This is a genomic window from Nocardioides sp. (genome assembly GCF_035697785.1).
GTDB lineage: Bacteria > Actinomycetota > Actinomycetes > Propionibacteriales > Nocardioidaceae > Nocardioides_B.
This window is the reverse complement of the sequence record NZ_DASSCL010000003.1, coordinates 19,913-40,978: the sequence shown is the minus strand read 5'-3', so window position 1 is coordinate 40,978 and position 21,066 is coordinate 19,913. Positions and strand designations below refer to the sequence as shown.

At 69.5% G+C, this 21,066-nt stretch carries 20 protein-coding genes; 8 read left to right on the top strand and 12 right to left on the bottom strand.

What is annotated here, in order from left to right; genetic code table 11:
• Nucleotides 1–38 precede the first annotated feature (38 nt).
• Both VFH10_RS00470 and VFH10_RS00465 read left to right on the top strand, forming a co-directional pair.
• The gene (locus VFH10_RS00470) at nt 39–476 is read left to right on the top strand and encodes a VOC family protein (protein ID WP_325124916.1); all 438 of its coding nucleotides are present in this window, start codon (nt 39–41) and stop codon (nt 474–476) included.
• A gap of 79 nt (nt 477–555) precedes the next feature.
• On the top strand, nt 556–1,272 hold the full coding sequence (locus VFH10_RS00465) for a Type 1 glutamine amidotransferase-like domain-containing protein (RefSeq protein ID WP_325124914.1): 717 nt from the start codon (nt 556–558) through the stop codon (nt 1,270–1,272).
• 313 nt (nt 1,273–1,585) lie between these two features.
• Here VFH10_RS00465 and mraY read toward each other — a convergent pair whose 3' ends face one another.
• Nucleotides 1,586–2,674, bottom strand: coding sequence for a phospho-N-acetylmuramoyl-pentapeptide-transferase (gene mraY / locus VFH10_RS00460; protein ID WP_325124912.1), 1,089 nt, complete (start codon nt 2,672–2,674; stop codon nt 1,586–1,588).
• A 184-nt stretch (nt 2,675–2,858) separates the two neighbouring features.
• On the bottom strand, nt 2,859–3,395 hold the full coding sequence (locus tag VFH10_RS00455; RefSeq protein ID WP_325124910.1) for a GNAT family N-acetyltransferase: 537 nt from the start codon (nt 3,393–3,395) through the stop codon (nt 2,859–2,861).
• A 205-nt stretch (nt 3,396–3,600) separates the two neighbouring features.
• On the opposite strand from VFH10_RS00455, the gene VFH10_RS00450 reads away from it, so the two are divergent.
• Nucleotides 3,601–4,470, top strand: a complete 870-nt coding sequence (locus VFH10_RS00450) for an AraC family transcriptional regulator (RefSeq protein WP_325124908.1) — start codon at nt 3,601–3,603, stop codon at nt 4,468–4,470.
• A 230-nt stretch (nt 4,471–4,700) separates the two neighbouring features.
• On the opposite strand, the gene VFH10_RS00445 is transcribed toward VFH10_RS00450, so the two are convergent.
• Nucleotides 4,701–6,170: a sortase domain-bontaining protein gene (locus tag VFH10_RS00445; RefSeq protein WP_325124906.1), complete on the bottom strand. Its 1,470-nt coding sequence runs from the start codon at nt 6,168–6,170 to the stop codon at nt 4,701–4,703.
• Nucleotides 6,171–6,231: 61 nt separating this feature from the next.
• Nucleotides 6,232–6,942, bottom strand: coding sequence for a hypothetical protein (locus tag VFH10_RS00440; RefSeq protein ID WP_325124904.1), 711 nt, complete (start codon nt 6,940–6,942; stop codon nt 6,232–6,234).
• A gap of 344 nt (nt 6,943–7,286) precedes the next feature.
• On the opposite strand from VFH10_RS00440, the gene VFH10_RS00435 reads away from it, so the two are divergent.
• The gene (locus VFH10_RS00435) at nt 7,287–7,835 is read left to right on the top strand and encodes a dihydrofolate reductase family protein (protein ID WP_325124902.1); all 549 of its coding nucleotides are present in this window, start codon (nt 7,287–7,289) and stop codon (nt 7,833–7,835) included.
• Between the two features lie 82 nt (nt 7,836–7,917).
• Complete coding sequence (locus VFH10_RS00430) at nt 7,918–8,982, top strand: DUF2332 domain-containing protein (protein ID WP_325124900.1); 1,065 nt, start codon at nt 7,918–7,920, stop codon at nt 8,980–8,982.
• A gap of 74 nt (nt 8,983–9,056) precedes the next feature.
• Here the strand turns inward: VFH10_RS00430 and mnhG are convergent, their stop codons facing one another.
• The 7 genes from mnhG to VFH10_RS00395 form a co-directional block, all read right to left on the bottom strand.
• Nucleotides 9,057–9,416: a monovalent cation/H(+) antiporter subunit G gene (gene mnhG / locus VFH10_RS00425; RefSeq protein WP_325124898.1), complete on the bottom strand. Its 360-nt coding sequence runs from the start codon at nt 9,414–9,416 to the stop codon at nt 9,057–9,059.
• On the bottom strand, nt 9,413–9,691 hold the full coding sequence (locus VFH10_RS00420) for a monovalent cation/H+ antiporter complex subunit F (protein WP_325124896.1): 279 nt from the start codon (nt 9,689–9,691) through the stop codon (nt 9,413–9,415). The genes mnhG and VFH10_RS00420 overlap by 4 nt, the downstream gene beginning before the upstream one ends.
• Nucleotides 9,688–10,278: a Na+/H+ antiporter subunit E gene (locus VFH10_RS00415; protein WP_325124894.1), complete on the bottom strand. Its 591-nt coding sequence runs from the start codon at nt 10,276–10,278 to the stop codon at nt 9,688–9,690. Before VFH10_RS00415 ends, VFH10_RS00420 begins: the two co-directional genes overlap by 4 nt.
• Complete coding sequence (locus VFH10_RS00410; protein WP_325124892.1) at nt 10,275–11,969, bottom strand: Na+/H+ antiporter subunit D; 1,695 nt, start codon at nt 11,967–11,969, stop codon at nt 10,275–10,277. Before VFH10_RS00410 ends, VFH10_RS00415 begins: the two co-directional genes overlap by 4 nt.
• A complete protein-coding gene (locus VFH10_RS00405) occupies nt 11,966–12,391 on the bottom strand; it encodes a Na(+)/H(+) antiporter subunit C (protein WP_325124944.1) in 426 nt (141 codons plus the stop codon). The genes VFH10_RS00410 and VFH10_RS00405 overlap by 4 nt, the downstream gene beginning before the upstream one ends.
• 2 nt (nt 12,392–12,393) lie before the next feature.
• Nucleotides 12,394–15,276 (bottom strand): Na+/H+ antiporter subunit A, encoded by a 2,883-nt coding sequence (locus tag VFH10_RS00400; RefSeq protein ID WP_325124890.1) that lies wholly within the window; start codon nt 15,274–15,276, stop codon nt 12,394–12,396.
• Between the two features lie 89 nt (nt 15,277–15,365).
• Nucleotides 15,366–16,253: a universal stress protein gene (locus VFH10_RS00395; protein WP_325124888.1), complete on the bottom strand. Its 888-nt coding sequence runs from the start codon at nt 16,251–16,253 to the stop codon at nt 15,366–15,368.
• A gap of 294 nt (nt 16,254–16,547) precedes the next feature.
• Between VFH10_RS00395 and VFH10_RS00390 the strand changes: the two genes are divergently transcribed.
• Nucleotides 16,548–17,138 (top strand): dienelactone hydrolase family protein, encoded by a 591-nt coding sequence (locus VFH10_RS00390; RefSeq protein WP_325124886.1) that lies wholly within the window; start codon nt 16,548–16,550, stop codon nt 17,136–17,138.
• Nucleotides 17,139–17,142: 4 nt separating this feature from the next.
• On the opposite strand, the gene VFH10_RS00385 is transcribed toward VFH10_RS00390, so the two are convergent.
• A complete protein-coding gene (locus VFH10_RS00385) occupies nt 17,143–17,775 on the bottom strand; it encodes a TMEM175 family protein (RefSeq protein ID WP_325124884.1) in 633 nt (210 codons plus the stop codon).
• A gap of 179 nt (nt 17,776–17,954) precedes the next feature.
• Here VFH10_RS00385 and dacB point away from each other — a divergent pair, with 179 nt between their 5' ends.
• Together dacB and VFH10_RS00375 are read left to right on the top strand one after the other, a co-directional pair.
• The gene (gene dacB / locus VFH10_RS00380) at nt 17,955–19,562 is read left to right on the top strand and encodes a D-alanyl-D-alanine carboxypeptidase/D-alanyl-D-alanine endopeptidase (protein WP_325124882.1); all 1,608 of its coding nucleotides are present in this window, start codon (nt 17,955–17,957) and stop codon (nt 19,560–19,562) included.
• 164 nt (nt 19,563–19,726) lie between these two features.
• Nucleotides 19,727–21,013, top strand: a complete 1,287-nt coding sequence (locus VFH10_RS00375) for an MFS transporter (RefSeq protein WP_325124880.1) — start codon at nt 19,727–19,729, stop codon at nt 21,011–21,013.
• Nucleotides 21,014–21,066: the final 53 nt, after the last annotated feature.

The window sequence follows — 21,066 nt, the reverse complement described above, 5'->3', positions numbered from 1 at the left end:
GCCTGAACAGACCGTCGCAACTCGGTAACCTGCCACGCATGCCCATCAGGTTCGAAAACGTCGGAATCGCCGTCCGCGACCTTGAAGCGACCGTCGCCTTCTTCACCGACCTAGGGCTGACCGTCCTGGGCCGTGACACGGTCCGCGGAGAGTGGACCGACACCGCCGTCGGCCTTGACGGCAACCACGCCAAGATCGCCATGCTCCAGACACCAGACGGCAACGGTCGCCTCGAGCTCTTCGAGTACATCCACCCCGACGCGATCGAGACGGAGCCCACCCTGCCCAACGAGATCGGCATGCACCGCGTCGCCTTCTCGGTCGACGACCTCGGCGAGGCCCTCCAGATCGCCGCGAGACACGGCTGCCACCCGTTGCGCGGCGTGGCGACCTACGAGGACATCTACAAGCTCACCTACGTCCGCGGCCCCAGCGGCATCCTCGTGATGCTCGCCGAGGAGCTCAACAAGAGCTGACTGCGAATCGACAGTCGCGTCGAGGCGCGCAGCTGAGGATCCGCCGGCCGTCGGCCTGCCGGACTGGGAGCTGGAAGCCTTGCCGCCTGCGAGGTACACGTCCCACGCACTCACATCAGGAGCCACGTTGAAGCTGCTTCTCACATCCGGCGGCGTCACGAATTCGAGCATTCACGATGCGCTCACGGGTCTGCTGTACAGGCCCATCGGCGACGCCACTGCGCTGTGCATCCCGACCGCCGAGTGGGGCCATCCCAACTGTGGTCCGTCCGGGGTGTGGCGCTTCATCGCCGGCAAGACGCCCGCTCCCATGATTGACCTCGGCTGGAAGTCGGTGGGCGTCCTCGAACTCACCGCGCTGCCCAGCATCGACGAGGAGCGCTGGGTCCCCTGGGTCCGCGAGGCCGACGTCCTGCTCGTGGACGGCGGTGACGCGTTGTACCTGTGCCATTGGATGCGCGAGTCCGGGCTGGCAGACCTGCTTCCGTCGCTGACCGAGACGGTCTGGGTAGGAGTGAGCGCCGGGAGCATGGTGATGACCCCGAGGGTGGGGGAGGACTTCGTGCAGTGGAGACCACCGACCGGTGACGACCACGCGTTGGGCATCGTCGACTTCTCGATCTGTCCCCACCTGGCTCCCGACGGCATGCGGGGCAACTCCATGGCGGAGGCGGAACACTGGGCTGCGGACATCTCGGGTCCGGCGTACGCGCTGGACGACCAGACGGCCATCAAGGTAGTCGACGGCACCGTTGAGGTCGTTTCGGAAGGGCACTGGAAGCACTTCCCGTCCTAGCTGCGACGCCGATCGCGACTGCGCGGAACGCTCGGCACGAAACCGTGTCGGTCCCAGGGCTAGCGGCGGAGGCGCTCGAACACGTGGACACCCGACCACGTGCTGAGCGCCGTGCACGGTCCGTCGTCGGAGACGGTGGAGCCGCCGCTCCCGTTGTGGAACCCGCGATCCTTCCCGTCCACGGAAGCCAGCCGGGTGAGACCCAGCTTTCCGGGTCACGGATGACGACGTCCTGCCGGTCGTCGTCGCGGTCGGACAGGTTCGTCCCAACTGCCTCTCAGTGGTCGCGAAGGAGGTCTGCACACTCAGAGGTTCAGCGTAGGTTCGTCACCCAGTTGCCGTAGAAGATTCCGAGCGCGGCCGCGACGCAGACTCCCGTGACGATCCAGAACCGGATCACCACCGTCACCTGCTCCCAACCGAGCAGTTCGAAGTGATGCTGGAGTGGCGTCATGAGGAAGATCCTCTTGCCCACACCCGTAGTGCGTCTGGTCAGCTTGAACCAGGACACCTGAAGCATCACCGACCCGGTGACGGCCACGTACAGGCCACCGAGGACGATCAGCAGCAGCTCGGTCCGCGTCAGCAGTGCGAGCCCGGCCATGGCCGCCCCCAGGGCGAGGGAGCCGGTGTCGCCCAAGATGATCTTGGCCGGAGATGCGTTCCACCACAGGAACCCGAAGCAGGCGCCGGTCAGGGCGGCTGCCACGGTCGCCAGGTCCAGCGGGGAAGCCACCTGGTAGCACAAGCCGTCGGTCGTGCCGGCGGATTCGCACAGGTGGTTGTTCTGCCAGATGCCGATGATGGTGTACGCGGCGAAGACCATCGTGGCACTGCCCGCGAGCAGCCCATCGAGCCCGTCGACCAAGTTCGTGGCGTTGCTGGTCCCACTCACCATGAACCAGATGAGCGCAACGACGATCACCCAAGGCAACGCCGGACCGAAGTCCCGCACGAGGGAGAGCCTGTGAGAGACAGCGGCTGGCGCGTCACCCTGCAGGGCGGGATGAAGCGCCAGGAATCCGAACGTGAGGCCGACAACGGTCTGCCCCAACAGCTTGGCCCTGCTCCGGAGACCGAGGCTGCGCTGCATCCTGACCTTGATGAAGTCGTCGAGGAATCCCACGCCGGCCATACCCACCAGGACAAAGAGCACCAGGAGCGCGGACCACGAGGGTGAGTCCCACATCAGGAGCTTGGCGGACGCATAGCCGATCACCACCGAAGCCACGACGGCGGCGCCGCCCATCGTGGGTGTGCCGCGCTTCACGTGATGCGTCTTCGGGCCATCCTCGCGGATCAGCTGCCCCAGGCCCCAGGACGCAAACTGCGTAATCGCCCAGCGAGTGATGAAGAGCGACACCAGGAGCGCGCACGTTCCGCTCAGCAGGATGGCTTTCAACCCGGTCCGTACCGATCGTGTATGGGCGTTCCATCGAGGCCGTCACGGGCTCAGCGGCTCGCCTTGGGCAGAACCTCAAACGAGACCACACTCGCAGGTGTGCAGCAAACCCATCGACGCGTGTCGGCGCTTCCTCGTGCGGACATGAACGTCGAGCTCGTCGACCCACCCTGCAACGGCTGCGTCAAAGCCGTCTCGTGGTGAACAGGGTGTTCCCGTAGACCGCGTCCACTTCCTTCCGCTCCGTCTCGGTGAACCCGAGCTTGGCCAGCACCCGGCGAGACGCGGTGTTCCACTCCCAGACCGTGGCCCACAGACGTTCGTACCCCGACGATCTCGCCCAGTCCAGAACCGCAAACGAGGCTTCGGTCGCGTATCCCTGGCGCCAGACCCGGCGTAGCAGCTCGAATGCCAGTTCTGGTTCCCCTTCCGACGCCCGTCCACTGTCGATCAGCCCGCAGTAGCCGATGACGTCACGAGCGACTTGCCGCTCGACGGCCAGCAACCCGATCGTCGACGGCTGGTTGGCGTGGATCGACTCCTCGAGGTCTGCGACCGTGGGGTGTCCATCCGCGTCGATCCGACGGTGCGGCGGCACTCGTGGATCACGTTCGGTCCACAGCTCACGCTGGACGACCGCCTCGGCTACCCGCCACGGTCTGAGCCGCAGACGTTTCGTCTTGAGCACGACCTCGCGGCCGGGACTCGCTTTACCTGCCATGTCAACAACCCTTTCACGGCCGAACCGTCATGCCGCGAGTTGTCCGTCCGGGTGCCGAAGATCCGGCTTCAGGCTCATGCATGTTCATGCCGAGGTCACGCTGGACTGAAGAGCGTGCCTTCGCTCACGGTTGATCGGACTGGTCCGCAACGATCGGGCAGAGATGCGCCGGACGAGCCGAGACTGATACGCGGAAGGAGGCTCCATGCTCGCCGCACTGAACGACCTGTTGGACGCCGTCGAGGAGGCAGCCGCCGAGCAGGTCGACGTCGCCGCGGTGGCTGCAAAGCACGGCACCACCGAGCACCACCTGCGACGGATGTTCTCTTCGCTGGCGGGCATGCCGGTCTCGGAGTACGTACGCCGGCGCCGGATGTCGCTCGCGGCGGCCGACGTCGCGGGGTCGTCCGACGACCTGCTGACCATCGCTGTCAGGCACGGCTACGGCTCGACCGAGGCGTTCGGCCGCGCGTTCCGCGCCGTCCACGGCGTCGGCCTCACCGACGCCCGCCGACACGGGGGCCCCTTCCGAAGCCAACAGCAGCTCAGGTTCCGCCTGACCGTCGAAGGGAATACCGCAATGCACGTTCGCATCACCGACCGACCAGCCTTCCGCCTGGTGGGTCACGCCACTCGGGTGCCGCTCGTCTACGAAGGCGTCAACCCGCACATCCAAGCCCACATCGCCGCGATCCCCATGGCGGAGCACCTGCGACTGAAGTCGCTCGGCAACGCCTCGCCCGAGGGACTGCTCCAGATCAGCGACGAGCTGGAACCCGAGGGCTCACAGGGCAGCGAGCTGACCTACATGCACGGAGTAGCGATCACGAACGACACGTCGACGCCCGACGACCTGGAGAGCATCACCGTGCCAGCGGGGAGCTGGGTGGTCTTCACCACTGAGGGGCCTCACCCGCAGGTGCTTCAGGAGACGTGGGCGGCGACCGCGGCCGAGTGGTTCCCGTCTAACCCGTGGCGGCTGCGACCCGGCCCGTCGATCGTCGCGGTACTCGAGCACAACGAGGACTTCAGCACCGCTACCTGCGAGCTCTGGCAGCCCGTCGAACGCGCCTGACCCGGATTCGCCCAGGGTGTGCCGGGACCAGTCGCGGTGACGACATGACGACCCACACGGCTTGGAAGCACCTTCCGTTCTGGCTGCGATGCCAGGGCGAAACACCATCCCGTCACCACCGATGATCCGGTCGCCGACCGCCGAGTCCAGAGCGCGTGCATGGACCGACGCGTGCGGGACACCCCCGTCCGCTCACGCAGCCAACCTCGACAGTCGAACCGACCTCGTTGTCACCTGTGGCGGTGGACCTGCTTGGCGACGACCACGATGTAGCGCGTGTAGTGGAAGTGCCCGCCGGAGGTCACGACCCTGTCGGTGCAGCTGATGAGGACCAGGCGGTGCTTGCCGGTGGTGGCGAAGAACCGGTCGGGCAGCTTCTGGCGCTTGTCGAGGGTTGTCTTCTCGACCACCTTGAACCGATGCCGTTCCCCGGCCTGGGTGACGGTGATCCGCTGCCCGGCGTGGGCCCGTCTGAGGTTGAACATCGCGCCGGGACGGTCGTGCCGATCGGAGACGTGTCCGCCGACGACGGCCGTGCCGATCATGTCGCCGAAGCCGGCAGACCGGCGCAGCCACCCCACATCGCCCACGTCACCGGGCAGGGTCATCTTTCTGCCGACGATCCCGTGGCGCTGGACCGCCGCACGCATCCCGATCCCCGGCATCTCGATCGTCGCCGAGGGATCCAGGCGCCGGTCGCGGTCGAAGCCCGGGAGGGTGCCGGAGAAGCCTCCGATCACGGCCGGCGCGACGAAGGCGGGCTTCGCTACCACGGTGGTCTCGGCGGCCTGCCCGCAGCGGTGGGTCGCCGACTTGTTGTCGGCATCGGCCAGGAGGGTGACTCTCCACGTGTACACGCCCGCCGTGTCGATCCGGATGTCGGGGGTGGTCCGGTTCGAGCCGTTGCGAACCTGCAGCGCGAGCGCCCGAACCCGGAACCGGTCATCGCAGGTGGCCGCGGCCCGGGACTCGAAGGGCCCGTAAAGCCGCGCCACGGCGGCGGCAGCTTGATTGCCGGCCAGCCCGCTGACCCGGATCCGGTCGTGGAACGGCTGCCCAGGTGGCACGCGCCGGTCAGAGGTGACCGTGCTGACGACGGGTTGGTTCGTCGGGGTGGGTGGGGTCGGGGTCGGCTCCGGCGTGGGACTCGGGCCCGGCTCGGGAGTCGGATCCACGCAACCCGGCGCGATGGTGATCCTCTGAACCGTCGTCGCGATCAAGTTGTCGGCAGTGACCACCCTCAGACGGAACCGGTACGTCCCCGCGGTGGTGTCAGGGGGAGTGCCGCTGATCGTGCCGTTCCGCGCGAGGGTCAAGCCCGGCGGCAGGGTCCCAGGCGGCGCCCGCCACCGCAACGGCGGCGCGGCATTGCCCTCGACGGTCGGAGCACTGGCCGAGTAGGGCACGCACTCGGTGCCGTCGGGCAGCGGCGTGCAGGCGATCTGGATGGCACCGTCGATGTTCTGGTTCCATCCGTCGAACGTGTTGCAGATCAGCGTCGCCGAATTGACCGGTCTCGGGCCGACGCTTATCCCGATGCCGGTCGGGTCCGTATTGTCGGGATTGGTAGAGGGGGTTCGCGTGACCCTGTTGAAAGCGATCCTTGCTCCGGTGCTGCCGGCGGACACCGCGATGCCGATGTCCGTGCCGGCACCGACGAAGGTGTTGCGGGTGACTGTCGCGTTGTCGGCGTCGAACAAGAGCATTCCCGTGCCATTGGTGGGGTTGCAGTTCCCGCAGCCCGGGGGCCCAGGGGCTTGATCACTGCTGCCGTGGATCGTGTTGCGCCACGGTTCCGCCGGTGGTGTTGACGAACGAGACGCCGTTCTGGGCGCTCAAACCCTCCAGCGGATGCGGAGGCCCTGCGGTGCTGTTCCTGACGTGCATGGTCGCAGACCCGCGGGACTCGAACCCGCTCTTCTGGTAGTCCATGACCGTCGTCCTGGTGATCCGGACGGTTCGCGGCACGGAGGCGTTGTCCGCGCGGATGGCTCGTCCGGTCTGGCAGGAGGCGAAGGCGTTGTTCTGGAACTGGAAGATGTGGTCGACCGTGACGTTGTCGACCCTGCCGCTCGCGTCGTTGAACCAGATGCCGTACAGGACGTTGCCGGCCTGCGTGCAGAGCTGGAAGCCGAGCTCCGGCCCGGTGATCTTGAGGTTCCGGATGGTCATCGACTCACCGGCGTTGGTGACGATCCCGCCGTTCCACTGCGGCACACCCGCGTCCGTCGCGCTGATCGTGAAGCCGGCTCCGTCGATCGTGAACCCGTTCGGCACCGTCAGCGGCTCGGTCGTGGAGCAGTTGGCAGTGAGGGTGAAGGTCGTGCCGCTGGTGTCTCCGGCGCAAGCTGTGGTGATGTTCGCCGCAGCGGCGGGCGTCGCCGTCAGCAGCACGATGGGCAAAGCACCCGAGGCGGCGACCACGGCGCTCGCAAGAAGTGCCAGCGGACGCCTGGAGTTGACGACCAGCATGGCGCCTTCCTCGCCTTCAACACGTCCGTTGCGCCGTGAGGTCACCCGTGCGGCCTGCTCTGACCGTCGAGCTCGTAGGGGAGGGGGACAACGAACCGTGTCATGGGCGTCGCCCCCTAGCTAGTGGCCTATGCGGAAAGATGGCATGGCGCAGACCGGTGGGGATCACCCCTGATGGGGGAGATGAACCGTCCTGGTCGCCGCCCGGAGGGTCAGCCGTCGCCGAAGGGTCGGCATTTCGCAGCTTGACCGTCTGGTGGCAGGCGTACCGATGAGCGGACAGGCCGATGAGGCCGACGTGACCGGGTTGCCTCCGATCGCTTCGTCGTAGGTACTGTCGCGAAATGCGACCCCTTCGCTACTCCATCAACGTCACCTTGGACGGATGCTGCGATCATCGGGCAATCCCTGCGGACGAGGCCTTGCATCGTCACGCGGTCGCGAACCTCGAACAGGCCGACGCGCTTCTCTTCGGCCGGGTGACCTACGAACTGATGCGGTCGGCGTGGATGCCCCCAGCGCCGGCCGACTCGAGACCCGACTGGATGGAGCCCTTCGCCCTGACGATCAACGCGGCGAAGAAGTACGTCGTGTCGAGCACCCTGGAGGAGCTTGACTGGAACGCGGAACTCGTGCGCGGAGATCTGGGCGAGGCCGTTCAGCAGCTCAAACGAGAGCCGGGCAATGGACTGTTCGTGGGAGGAGTGCGGCTCGCACTGTCGCTGACGGAGCTCGGGTTGATCGATGAGTACGAGTTCGTGGTGCATCCCAGGCTCGCCGGCCACGGACCCACCTTGTTCGCGGGGCTGTCGACCCACGTCGACCTGAGGCTCGTGAGCCGGCTGGAGCTCGACTCGGGGGCAGTCGCACTGCGGTACGAGCCGCGAAGGTAGCCGCCGGCATCCCAGCCCGAGCCTGGGTATCGCCGTCCTAGAATTCTCGGGATGTCAGGGCCGACCGCAGGATGCCGTGTCAGTGGGTAGACCTCGCACGCTGGCTCAGACGTACCGACGCTTCGGTGAGGTCGACGCCGCCGAGACGTCACCGCTCTACGCGCGCGTCGCCGTCGCAATGAGCGAGTCCGGAGAGGCGCTGCGCGCCATCGAATCGGCGCCGGCGCGCAGGCGAGGTCCCACCGCCATCCTCGCCGCACTGCACGACCTCGCCCTCGCCGGCCGCGCCCCGGCGCTGGCCGCGGCATATTCCACGGCCGACGGCGACGCCGCCGCCGCGGCGGCGATCGACACGCTGCTGCAGATGACCGAAGCGGTGGTGGCCATCGCCGTACGACGGAAGCCGCTGACCGACGAGACCGGACGCTGTGCCGTGCTCTACCCGGCCGTTGCCGAGGCAGCCCGCCGGGTGGGCGCGACCGCGGTGGGGCTGATCGACGTGAGCTGCGGGGCTGGGCTCAACCTCAATGTGGATCGCGTGTCCATCACCTACGGCGACGGGCAGTTGCTGGGCGACCCGACATCTCCCGTGCGGCTGTCGTGCTCGATCGTCGGGGACCGGCCGGTCCCGCGACGGAAGATCCCCGAGGTCGTGGCCCGCGTCGGCGTCGACGTCGATCCGGTCGACGTGTCCGACCCGGAGGAGGCCCGCTGGCTGTGTGCCTGCCTCCCACCCGATCAGCCGGAGCGGGCCGCGAGGCTCGAGGCCGAGATGTCGTTGACGGTCACGGCTGCTCCGCGGTTGCTGCGAGGTGACGCGCTCGAGGTGCTGCCGGACGCCTTCGCCAGTGTGCCCGCCGCTGCCCTGCCCGTCGTCACCACGACGTGGGCGCTGTCTCAGTTCACGCTCGAGAGCCGCCTGCGGTTCCTGCAACGCCTCGACGAAGCGGCGGCCGGCCGTGCGGTGGCGTGGGTGTCGGCCGAGGGGGTCGGGGTCGCGCCGGCGGTACCGACACTGGGCGATCGCCGCGCCTCGGGTCACAGCATCATCGGCCTGGCGGTGCTCGAGGGAGCGTCCCTGAGCTCCGAGGCCGTCGGTCGTTGCTGGTCGCGGGGTCGCCTGCTGGCGTGGCTGGCGGACTCCTGACGCCGGGGTCGTTCGACTCTCGCCGGCGGTCACGGGGCGTGCCCGGCCCGGTAGCGCGATGCCGGTCCCAGGCCTCAGTGAGGCTCCGCTGGATCGGGCAGCACTCCTTCGAGGTCGTTCACGATGAGGCGGTCCTCGCTCACTTGGCCGGCGCGGATCGATGCCCTGCCGACCATGTGGTTCGCCACCGGAGAGGTCAGCAGCTGGAACAACCCGATGAGCACCAGGACGCCGATGGCGCCGGGGTCCCGCAGCCGGAATCCGAGGCCGATCAGGATGAGGATCAGGCCGAGCACCTGCGGCTTCGTGGCGGCGTGCATGCGGCTGAGCAGGTCGGGGAGCCGGAGCACTCCGATCGCGGCGATCAGGGCCAGGAGTGCGCCGAGCAACATGCAGGCGGCGGCGACGTAGTCGGCCAGCTGGGTCCAGGTCATGTCCGGTCCGCCTCGATGTCGTCGCTGCCCCTGGTGAACCGGGCGACGCTGACCGAGCCCACGAAGCCGAGCAGGGTGAGCACGAGCAGGATCGGCAGCGTGAACGTGTGCCGGTTGAGCGCCGCCTCGATCGCCAGCGCGCAGATGCCGATCGCGACGAACACATCGAGGGCGACCGCTCGGTCGAGGATGGTCGGCCCGATGGTCATGCGGACCACCACGCAGACCGCCGCGACCGAGAGCATCGCGGCACAGATGATCAGGACGATAGTCACGTGACGGCTCCGGGGGGCAGGGTGGGTACGTCGTCGAGGTGGTCGGTGTGCCCTCCGAGGGCACGGACGAGCCTCGCCTCCTGGTCGAGCACGCTCTGCCTGAAACGCTCCACGCCCGCGAGGTCTCCGACGTCGAGGACGTGCAGGAACAGCGTGTGCGTGGACCGGCGTGCTTCGACCACGAGACTGCCGGGGATCAGGCAGGTCATCTCCGCCACGATGGTGAGGACGAAGTCGGACGGGGTGCGCAGGTTCACCTCGATCACGGCGTTCCGCAACGGACGCTGCGGGCGGAGCACCACGCGCGAGACCTGGATGCTGGAGACGACGACGTCGGCCACGAAACGCATCGCCAGCCAGAGCATGGCCAGCGGTCGGACGCGCACGTCCAGGCGCAACGGCGGCAGCGGGAACACCAGGCAAGCGACGATCGCGACGAGGAGACCGCTCGCCGCCGACAGGAGGGAGAGGTCTCCCCACAGCGCCATCCACACGACGGTGAGCCAGACCAGCACCCACGGCTCGAGCGACCGGTAGCGGGCCGGCCGGACCGTGCCGTCCCGCCGCGTCCTCAGCTGCGGACTCATCGGTCGGCTCCGTCCAGGACCGCCTCGAGGTACGGCGTCCGCTGCATCAGGTCGCGGGCGGTCCGGTCGGTGTAGGCGAACATGGGCCCGGCCACGAGGGTGAAGGTGAGGCTGAACGTGACCAGCGCGGCCGTCGGCAGCACCATCGCACGCGGCAGCCGATCCGGCAGTGCGTCGTCGCGCAGCAGCTGGTAGAGATCGCGGTCCGGCGCCTCCTCGTCGCGCACCAACCTGGCCTCCTCGAGGTCGCCGGTGGCGTACGCCGTACCGCCGGCGTGGACGTGGCCACGATGATGCACCATCGTCACCGTCGGATGCCGCTGGTCGACCTCCTCACCGGGACTCGGCAGCGCCTGCGCGGTCTCGTGTGCCTCCTCGGGCGTGCGCCAGAATGCGATCGTCCAGGCCTTCGCCACGGCATAGAGGGTGAGCAGGCTGGTCACTACTCCGCCGACCACGAGCGTGATGGCCAGGGGAGTGCCGACGTCGAGACCTGCCTGCAGCAGGCCCACCTTGCCCAGGAACCCGGACATCGGCGGGATGCCGGCGAGGTTCATCGCCGGCACGAAGAACAGCAGACCGACCAGCGGGGCCAGCCGTGCCAGACCGCCGAGCCGGAGCAGGGCGGTGCTGCCGGCACGACGTTCGATCAGCCCGACGACGAGGAAGAGGGCGGTCTGGATCGTGATGTGGTGGGCGACGTAGAACACGGCTCCGGAGATTCCCGCCTCGGTCGCGAGCCCGATTCCGAAGATCATGTAGCCGATGTGGCTCACCAGCGTGAAGGACAGCATCCGCTTGATGTCGGACTGGGCGACCGCACCGAGGATGCCGACCAGCATCGTCACCAGCGCAGCCCACATCAACAGGTCCGTGAGCGGGCTGTCGGGGAACAGCAGCGTCTGCACCCGCAGGATGGCGTACACCCCCACCTTCGTCAGCAACCCCGCGAACACGGCGGTCACCGGCGCCGGTGCTGTCGGGTAGCTGTCGGGCAGCCACAACGACAGCGGGAAGACGGCCGCCTTGACGGCGAACGTCGTGAGCAGCAGCAGCTGGAGGGTCAGGCTCACGGGCGAGGGGAGCGTCTCGATGCGCTCCGCCAGCTGGGCAAGGTTGAGGCTGCCGGTGGCGGCGTAGACCGCGGCCAGGGAGATCAGGAACAGCGTGGAGGACAGCATGTTCACCACGACGTAGATCGTCCCGGCACGGATCCGGGTCGCGGTCCCTCCCAGGGTGAGCAGCACATAGCTCGCGAACAGCAGCATCTCGAAGCTCACGAACAAGTTGAACAGGTCGCCGGCCAGGAACGCGTTGGAGACGCCGGCGACGAGCACCAGGAACGTCGGGTGGTAGATCGAGACCGGGGCCTCGCGATCGTCGCCGGTCATGCCCTGACCGACGGAGTAGCTGAGCACCGCGAGGGTCACCACGGCGGAGACCAGGAGCATCAGCGCGGAGAGCGTGTCGGCGACCAGGCTGACGCCCAGGGGCGGGGTCCAAGCGCCGAGCCAGGCCACCTGCGGGCCGTGACGGTCGGCCTGCACGAGCAGGACGGCGGCGATCACGACCATGGCCGTGAGCACCGTGAAGCTGACCAGCCGCTGGGCTCGTGGCCGGTGCGAGAACATGAGCGCGGCCCCGGCCCCCAGCAGGGGGAGGATCACGGGCAGCGGCACGAGCGAGTTCATGCGCCCTCCTCGGTCAGGACCTCGTCCTCACCTGCGGTGGCCAGGTCGTGGCTGTCGGAGGCCTCGTCCGCGGCCGCGAGTCGACGGATCGCGGCGTCCTCCACGTCGTCCTGCACGTCGTCATTGGCGTTGAGCTGCCAGCTGCGGTGCGCCATGGCGAGCAGGAAGGCGGTCGTGCCCAGAGCGATGACGATCGCGGTGAGCACCAGCGCCTGGGGCAGGGGATCGGCCATGGCGGCGGGGTCGGTGGTCCCCTCGATCGGCGGGTCCCCCGCCCGTCCGCCGGCGACCAGGAACAGGATGTTCACGCCGTTGCCCATGATGAGCAGCCCCACCAGCACCCGGGTGAGGCTGCGCTCCAGCACCAGGTAGACGCCGCAGCCGATCAGCGTGGCGGCGGTCAGGACGAGGGCGAGGTTCATGCTCACCGGACGGCCTCCTGCTCCGCCTCGCGCTCGTCGCGGAGAATCTGCCGGTCGATCCTGGACCCGAGGGCGCGCAGCAGATCCAGCACGAGGCCGACCACGACGAGGTAGACGCCGATGTCGAAGAAGGTGGACGTGACCACGTGTACGTTGCCGATCAGGGGAACGGCCAGGTCGATCTGGGCGCTCTGCAGGACGGCGCCTCCGAACGCCAGGGGGGCGAGCCCGGAGACGGTGGCGACGAAGAGGCCGGTGCCCATCAGCACGCCCGCGTCGATCGGGGCCGCCTCGTCGAGCTCGTAGCGGCCACCGGCGAGGTAGCGCACCATCAGGGCGAGACCGGTGACCATGCCGGCCGCGAACCCACCACCGGGATTGTTGTGACCGGCGAAGAGCAGGTAGATCCCGAGGACGACGATGACCGGGAACATCAGCCGGGCCACCACCTCGAAGATGATCGAGCGCCGATCCGGCGGGAGCGTGCGCGGACCGGGCAGCCACACACGTCGGCCCGGGCCGGTGGGCACCGTGGCGAGATGCTCCGTGGCGGCGATGTCGTAGACCCGTCTGATCGTCGACATCCGGGTGTCCAGGAAGAGCAGGCTGGCCACGCCGGTCGCCGCAGCCACGAGCACCGAGATCTCGCCCATCGTGTCCCAGGCACGGATGTCGACGAGGATCACGTTGACGATGTTGTGGCCGCCGCCGAACTCCACGGCCGCCTCCGGGTAGGCCGTGGAGACCGGGTCCGCGGTGCGGGCCCCGGTGCTGACCAGCATGATGAGCGTGACCGCGATGCCGACGGCGGCCCCGAGGACCATCCGCAGGTAGCGCCGCGGCGAGAGCGGTCGGTCGGTGAAGTAGACCGGCAGCCGGCGCAGCACCAGCACGAAGACGACCAGGCTGGTCGTCTCCACCAGGATCTGGGTGAGCGCGAGGTCCGGAGCGCCGTGGAGGACGAACAGCAGCGCCGTCCCGTAGCCCGTGACGCCCGCGAGGATCACCGCGCGTAGCCGTCGGCGCGAGCGCGTCGCGAACACGGCGGCCAGGATGATCACCGCGCCGACCAGAGCCTGGGCCGGCGTGTCCCACGCCACCACCGTCCGGGGTCCGTCCAGGGCGGTGAGGACCGCCGTTCCGGCCAGGAGCAACAGCACCACCAAGATGACGACCAGGTACGCCGCCACCGAACCGCGCTGGGTCAGCCCGGTGACCTCCACCGCCGAGCGGTCGACCGTCCGCATGATCAGCCGGTAGGCGCCATCGGCCGTCCGGGACGGGGACAGCGCCGCCTGCAGGCGACCGAAGGTGCGGCGCCGGGCGAAGATCGCAAGGCCGAGCAGGAGTGTCAGGGCGGAGAAGAGCAGCGGAAGCCCCAGGCCGTGCCACAGGGCCAGCTCGGCGGCGTGCGCGCCCGGAGGGAACTGCACGGCGTAGGGCTCGAACACACTGGTGAGCGCGGGTCCCGCGAACCCGAGCGTGGCGGTCGCGACCGTCAGCACGACCGGTGCGACCAGGAAACCGCGCGGTGCCGGAGTGAACTGCGTAGCCCGCAGCTCGGGCTTCGTGGCAAACGTCCCCCACAGGAATCGCGCCGTGTAGGCGACCGTCAGCACCGAGCCGAGGATCACCCCGCCCAGGAGCAGCCATCCGGCGAGGGGCGAGAGGTCCTGCCGGTCGTCTGCGCGGGCCACGTCGAGGAGCGAGCCGAAAACCGCCTCCTTGCCGACGAAGCCGAGGAGGGGAGGAAGTCCCGCCATCGACGCCCCGGCCACGAGGGCGGTCGCGAACACGACGGGGGCGGCGCGTCCGACCCCGGAGAGCACTCGCAGGTCGCGGGTCCCTGCCTGGTGGTCGACGATGCCGACGACGAGGAAGAGCGTCGCCTTGAACAGCGCGTGTGCCAGCAGCATCGCCAGGCCGGCGTACGCCGTGGCACGGGTGCCGACACCGAAGATCAGGAGCAGGAAGCCGAGCTGGCTCACGGTGCCGTAGGCGAGCAGCAGCTTGACGTCGTACTGACGCAGGGCTCGCCAGCCACCGAGCAGCATCGTGCAGATGGCGAGCAGCAGCACCAGCTCGTGCCATCCCGGCGTATCGGCGAAACCTGGGGCGAGCAGCGCGACGAGGTACACCCCCGCCTTGACCATCGCGGCCGCGTGCAGGTAGGCGCTGACCGGGGTGGGCGCCGCCATGGCACCGGGAAGCCAGAAGTGGAAGGGGATCTGGGCGGACTTGCTGAGCGCACCGGTGAGCAGCAGTGCCACGGCGACCGTGGTGGCCGGGCCGGTCGGCGGGTCGGCCAGGAGCTCGCTGATCCGGTGGGTGCCGGCCTGCTGCCCGAGCATCAGCATCCCCACGAGCATGGCCAGACCGCCCAGGGTGGTCACGATCAGCGCCTGCATCGCCGCCTGCCGGCTCGCCCGTCGGGCCGGCTCGCTGCCGATGAGCAGGTAGGAGAAGACCGTGGTCAGCTCCCAGAAGACGTAGAGGACCAGGAGGTCGTCACAGAGGACCAGGCCGAGCATCGAGCCCGCGAAGGCGACGAAGCTGCCCGAGAACGAGGCGAGGCCGGGGTCGTCAGCGTCGAAGTACCAGGCGCAGTAGAGCAGCACCAGGCCGCCCACTCCGGCGACGATGAGCGCCATCAGCCACTGCAGAGCACCCATCCTGAACGCCAGGTCGATGCCGAGGCTCGGCGCCCAGGAGATGACCTCCGTCGGCGCGTCCCCCTGCTGCACGCGGCCGGTCCGGCTCAGCGCCCATCCGAAGCTGAGCAGGGGAACCAGCGCCAGCACCAGGAAGGCCCGTCGGCCGAGCCCCCGCACCAGCCACGGGGACACGGCTGCGGCCACGAAGTGGGCGGCGACCAGCGCGAGCAAGCGGCATCCTCGGGTCGGGGGCGGACAGCGTCGATCCTAGAGAGCGGGCCCCACTTCTCCGCGGACCGGCCGTCGACCGGGACCCGGGCTCACCCGTCGGCGTCGGCGCCGGGGCTCGGTGCGCCGACGATCCCCACCGGGCACTCCGCGCCGTGGATCACGGCGTGGCTGACAGAGCCCAGGAGCATCCCCCGGAACGCACCGCGGCCACGGGTGCCGACGACCACCAGGTCAGCCTCCGCCGAAGCATCCACGAGGGCCCGCTCGGGTGGACACTCCTGGACCTCGGTGCTGACGGCCAACCGCGGGTGCGTACGGCGCAGCGCCTGCCGGGCGTCGTCCGCGATCTGTTCCGCAGTGGACCGGAGCCGGTCCTGGCTGATCCCGCTGCGGACCGCCTCGCCCGTGCAGGTGAGCACCTTCAGCGACCCGGCTGCCCACGCGGAGGCGGCCCGGTCGGCCGCGAAGAGAACCGCGCGCCCGGCCTCCTGCGATCCGTCGGTGCCGACCACGACTCGTCCGGCGGCCCGTCCTGCCGGGTCCTCGGCGGTGGACTTCACGACGATGACGGGACACTCGGCCATGGCGGCGACCTCGAAGGCGACCGATCCCAGCAGCGTTCGAAGGACCGTGCCGTGCCCTCGGGTGCCGATCACCAGCAGCCCGGCATCGGTGGACGCCTCGGTGAGTGCCTGGGCCGGGCTGGTGACCTCGGTCGCGCCGCTCACCTTCAGAGCGGGATCGGCGACCAGCGCGGAGGCGACGCCTTCGGCAGTGACCTCCTCCGCCGCCTCGAGCGCCCCGGGTTCCGGGTGCAGGAGCCCCGGCCCGGGGTCGAGCGTCATCCCCGGGTAGTTCGCGGCGTACAGCACCAGCAACGGCGCACCCCGGCGTCGCGCCTCGCGAGCGGCCCAGTCGAGCGCCTCGGTGCTCGGTCGCTTGCCGTTGTAGCCGACCACCACCGGGGCTTCGGTCACTGGCGATCCCTTCCGCTCACCGTCCTCCCGCGACTGCCGCGCGGACGGATGGGTTGTCGAGCCTACTCGGCACGATCCGTCCAGGGTGGACACCTCGCGGCCACCCGGCGTACTGCCCCGCGAGAACTGCCGCTTCCCGTGGGGAGTTCACACCGGGAAGCGGGCGATTACCACGGGACCGTGGTAATTGGGTCCCCGCCCCACCCGAAACCGGCCAGGGATCCGGACGCAGAACGTCCGGGTTCGGCTCTAGAGTCGGCAGCGTCCAGCGGGCGCGAAGACAGGAGGGCGGAGATGGCCGAGGTTGTGCTGATCCATCACGTGCGGGGGCTCACCGACGGCGTGCGAGCGTTCGCCGACGAATTGCGCGCCGGTGGACACACCGTGCACACGCCCGACCTGTTCGACGGCGAGCGGCCCGCGTCGATCGAGGAGGGCGTGGCCCACGCGCAGGGCCTCGGTGACCAGGTGCTCGAGGAGCGCACCGACCGGGCCTTGGCGGGCCTGCCCGCGGGCCTCGTGTACGCCGGCTTCTCGCTCGGTGCCGGCACCTCTCAACGGCTCGCGCAGACACGGCCGGGCGCCCGGGGCGCGTTGCTCTACGAGGCGTGCATGCCGATCACCGGTGAGTGGGCCTACGGACCGTGGCCGGAAGGGCTTCCGGTGCAGATCCACGGCATGGATCGCGACCCGTACTTCGGGCTCGAGAGCGACATCGACTCGGCGCGCGAGATCGTCGAGACGGTCGGGTCCGACCTGGCCGAGCTGTTCGTCTACCCCGGCGACCAGCACCTGTTCACCGACAGCTCGCTCCCGTCGTACGACGAGGAGGCGACCGCGCTGGTCTTGAAGCGGTCCCGCGACTTCCTCGACCGGCTGGGTTGAGTCCTCACGTGCGACCGCGCAGCGGCCGGAACGGGACCAGGTAGAAGACCGCGATGAGCAGGTAGCCGAACACGGCCACGAGGGGGAAGAACAGCCCGAGCACGATCATCCCCAGGTAGCCCGCGAGCCCCGGCGTCAGCTTGCCGGTCAGGACCTCCAGCTCGGCGTCGGCGGTCTCCTCGTGCACCAGGTGGCTGCGGACGGCGTGCCGCCAGAGCGCTGAGAGGACCAGTCCCGCGCCGAGGAGGGTGAGCCCGTAGACCGTGGTGGCGACCGACGCCGCCTCGGAGCTGTCGACGCTCTCGGCCAGCAACCGCGTCGGGAACGGGAGGAACGACACCAGGAGGAGCAGCAGCAGGTTGATGCGGACGAACCACCGGTCCACGTGGTGCAGGTACTCCGTGACCACGGAGTGGGCCAGCCAGATCGCGCCGACGGTCGCGAAGCTGATCACGTAGGCGAGGTACGACGGCCACTGGTCGAGGACCGCCGCGAGCAGGTCCTCCTCGGACCCCTCCGGGACCGAGATCTCCAGCACCAGCAGGGTGATCGCGATCGCGAAGACGCCGTCGCTGAACGCCTCGAGGCGACTCGCTCGCAGGACCGTCGTGCGCCGAGACTCGTCGTCGTCCGTCATCGGCAGTCCTCTCACTCCGGCCCCGTCGCCCGGCGCGGGCCCACAGATGAGCATCCCGCCGACCCGTGTGTCTGACCAGGGCCGCGCACGTCCTGCGGTGGCGGGCCCTTACCCGGAACGGTGGTTTCCGCCAGAATCGCGACAACCCGGATCCGCCGGGCCTGATTCAAGGAGTTGCCTTGTCAAGACTCACCAACGTCGTCCTCGGGTTGACCACCGCGGCGCTCACGGCCACGGGCGGCCACCTGGCCGCCACGGCCCAGGCCCCGACCGCTCCCGCCGCCCAGACTCAGACCGCGTCGACGGCGCAGGGGAGCGAGGAGCTCGGCGCCGCAATCGACACGATCCTGGCCGACCCGCGGTTCCAGGGGTCCATGGTCTCCGTGGCCGTGCGCGACGCGGGCACCGGCGAACCGCTCTACGAGCGGGACGTCGACCGCCGGCTCAACCCCGCCTCCAACATGAAGCTGTTCAGCTCGGCGGCCGCCATGGACGCCCTCGGCCCGGACTACCGGTTCGGCACCGATCTTCTCGCTGACGGAGTCGTCCGCGGCGGCAACCTGAAGTCCGACCTGTACCTGCGCGGGGGTGGCGACCCCACCCTGCTGGCCGACGACTACCGCGAGCTCGCGCGGCAGCTCGCGGCCGCCGGTGTGGACCGGGTCGAGGGAGACGTGGTCGCGGACGACTCGTTCTTCGACGACGTGCCGCTCGCGACCGCCTGGAGCTGGGACGACGAGCCGTTCTACTACAGCGCGGTCACCTCGGCGCTGACCGTCGCTCCGGACACCGACTACGACTCCGGCACCGTCATCGTGCGCACGCAGCCGGGTGGCGCTGCCGGTGATCAGCCGGTCGTGTCCTTGCAGCCGCAGACCGACGCGGTCCGGGTGGACAACCGCGCGACGACGGGCCCGGCGGGGTCGGGCACCGACCTCACGGTCGAGCGCGAGCACGCCTCCGACCGGGTCGTGGTCACGGGCAGCATCGCCGCCGACGCCTCAACCAACAGCGAGTGGGTCACCGTGCCCGAACCCACCGCGTACGCCGGTGACGTGCTGGCCCGCGCACTCGACGCGGAAGGCATCCGTCTCTCCGGCCGGGTCGAGCAGGGCCGCACGCCGCAGGGAGCGCGCGTGCTCGCGAGCCACCAGTCGATGAGCCTGCAGGAGCTGTTGACCCCGTTCATGAAGCTTTCGAACAACATGCATGCCGAGGCCCTGGTGAAGACGATGGGCCGCGAGGCGACCGGCACCGGCAGCTGGGGTGCCGGGCTCGACGTCGTACGCGCCTACGCGCAGCGCGTCGGCGTCGACACCTCCTCGCTCCGGATCTCCGACGGGTCGGGCCTGTCCCGGTTCGACCTGCTCAGTGCCGACCACATCGCCGACCTGCTCACCGCGGTGCGCGCCGAGCCCTGGTTCCAGGCGTGGTTCGGCGCCCTTCCCGTCGCCGGCAACCCCGACCGCTTCACCGGCGGCACGCTGCGCAGCCGGATGCGCAACACCCCGGCCGCGGACAACCTGCACGGCAAGACCGGGTCGATGACGTCGGTCACCGCCCTGTCGGGCTACGTCACGAACGCGGACGGACGCGAGCTGGTGTTCTCGATGGTCTCCAACAACTTCCTGCAGTCTCCGCGCAGCGCGGAGGACGCCCTCGGTGTCACGTTGGCGTCGTGGAGCGAGGACGACGCCGAAGCGCCGACCGTCAGCAGCCGCAGCCTGGGTCGCTCCACGGACTACGGACCGGCCGACCTCGAGTGCTCGTGGGCAAAGGCCTGCTGATCCGGCCACCGGCAGCCTGACGGCCCGGGCGCGCGGGTCGACGCTCGCTACCCGGCTGGGGGACCACGAACTTCCCCCAGCCGGGGTCCGGCGTGGGGTCACGTCGGGCTATGGCTGCCTCGACCCGTCACGCCTAGCGTCGGTGGGGACTGGACGGGGACGCGATGACCGACGTCACAGGCCCAGCGGGTACGCCGGACGCGCTCGCGGCGCGGCCTCCGGAGCCCGACGCCGGTCGGGTCGGCGGGACCTTCATCGTGCTGTACGCGCTGGCGTTCGCGAGCACCTCGCTCTTGTTCATCGCCCCGCTGCTCGTCACTCTGGCGCTGAAGATCAACACGCTGGTGGGCATCGACCGGGCACCGAACAGCCTGGCTCTCGTCGCGGGCGTCGGCTCGCTGGTCGCGATGGTCGGCAACCCGGTCTTCGGCCGACTCAGCGACCGCACGACCTCGCGGTGGGGGATGCGCCGCCCGTGGATGGTCCTCGGTCTGACCGGCGGGTCGATCGGCATCCTGGTCGTCGCGCTCGCCCCCAACGTGCCCGTGGTCCTGATCGGCTGGTGCACGGCACAGCTGTTCTTCAACGCGGTGCTCGCCGCCCAGGTTGCGGTGCTCCCGGACCAGGTCCCGGCGGCACAGCGCGGTCTGGTGTCCGGCGTCCTGGGTGTGTGCCTGCCGGTCGCGTCGGTGGTCGGCACGTTCCTGGTCAAGCTCTTCACGGGCGACCAGCTCGCGATGTTCCTCGTCCCGTGTGCCGTCGGCGGCTTCTTCATCTTGCTGTTTGCCGCCACGTTGAAGGACCGCCGGCTCGCGTCAGCCGACCGGCCGCCCTGGTCGCTACGGGAGCTCGCCGGGACGTTCTACGTCAACCCGCGCCGGAGCCCCGACTTCGCCTGGGCCTTCGCCAGCCGGTTCATGTTCGTGCTGGCGTACGCGTTCCTGGTGACCTACCAGGCCTACTACCTGCTGGAGCATGTCGGCAGCGCCGAGAGCGAGGTGCCGGGACAGATCTTCCTGGGCACGCTGGCGCAGTCCGCGTTCGTGGTGGTCGCCTCGGTCGTCGGCGGGAGGCTCTCCGACCGGACCGGTCGTCGGAAGGTCTTCGTGCTGACCGCGTCGGTGGGCTACGGGGTGGCGATGTTCGTGATCGCCCTCGCGGCGGGCTTCAACGGCTACCTCGTCGGGATGGCCCTGGGTGGGCTCGCGTTCGGCGTGTACGTCGCTGTCGACCTCGCGCTGGTCACCGACGTGCTGCCCGACAGGAACGACACGGCCAAGGACCTCGGGGTGTTCAACATCGCCGGGGCGTTGCCGTTCTCGGTCGCGCCCGCGATCGCGCCGGTCGTCCTCGCGTTCGGTGGCGGCAGCTACACCGTGCTCTACGCGCTCGGGGGCGTCTGCGCCATCGCCGGGGCGGCGGCCGTGCTGCGCGTGAAGGGCGTGCGCTGAGCAAGAGTCAACGACGTCCGGGTCCCTTCCGGTGCCCGGACGTCATCGAGCGT

Coding starts and splice junctions, on each gene's coding strand:
- VFH10_RS00470 (WP_325124916.1), top strand. CDS start 39: ATGCCCATCAGGTTCGAAAACGTCGGAATCGCCGTCCGCGACCTTGAA.
- VFH10_RS00455 (WP_325124910.1), bottom strand. CDS start 3,395: ATGGCAGGTAAAGCGAGTCCCGGCCGCGAGGTCGTGCTCAAGACGAAA.
- VFH10_RS00450 (WP_325124908.1), top strand. CDS start 3,601: ATGCTCGCCGCACTGAACGACCTGTTGGACGCCGTCGAGGAGGCAGCC.
- VFH10_RS00440 (WP_325124904.1), bottom strand. CDS start 6,942: ATGCTGGTCGTCAACTCCAGGCGTCCGCTGGCACTTCTTGCGAGCGCC.
- VFH10_RS00435 (WP_325124902.1), top strand. CDS start 7,287: ATGCGACCCCTTCGCTACTCCATCAACGTCACCTTGGACGGATGCTGC.
- mnhG (WP_325124898.1), bottom strand. CDS start 9,416: ATGACCTGGACCCAGCTGGCCGACTACGTCGCCGCCGCCTGCATGTTG.
- VFH10_RS00415 (WP_325124894.1), bottom strand. CDS start 10,278: ATGAGTCCGCAGCTGAGGACGCGGCGGGACGGCACGGTCCGGCCGGCC.
- VFH10_RS00410 (WP_325124892.1), bottom strand. CDS start 11,969: ATGAACTCGCTCGTGCCGCTGCCCGTGATCCTCCCCCTGCTGGGGGCC.
- VFH10_RS00405 (WP_325124944.1), bottom strand. CDS start 12,391: ATGAACCTCGCCCTCGTCCTGACCGCCGCCACGCTGATCGGCTGCGGC.
- VFH10_RS00390 (WP_325124886.1), top strand. CDS start 16,548: ATGGCCGAGGTTGTGCTGATCCATCACGTGCGGGGGCTCACCGACGGC.
- VFH10_RS00385 (WP_325124884.1), bottom strand. CDS start 17,775: ATGACGGACGACGACGAGTCTCGGCGCACGACGGTCCTGCGAGCGAGT.
- VFH10_RS00375 (WP_325124880.1), top strand. CDS start 19,727: ATGACCGACGTCACAGGCCCAGCGGGTACGCCGGACGCGCTCGCGGCG.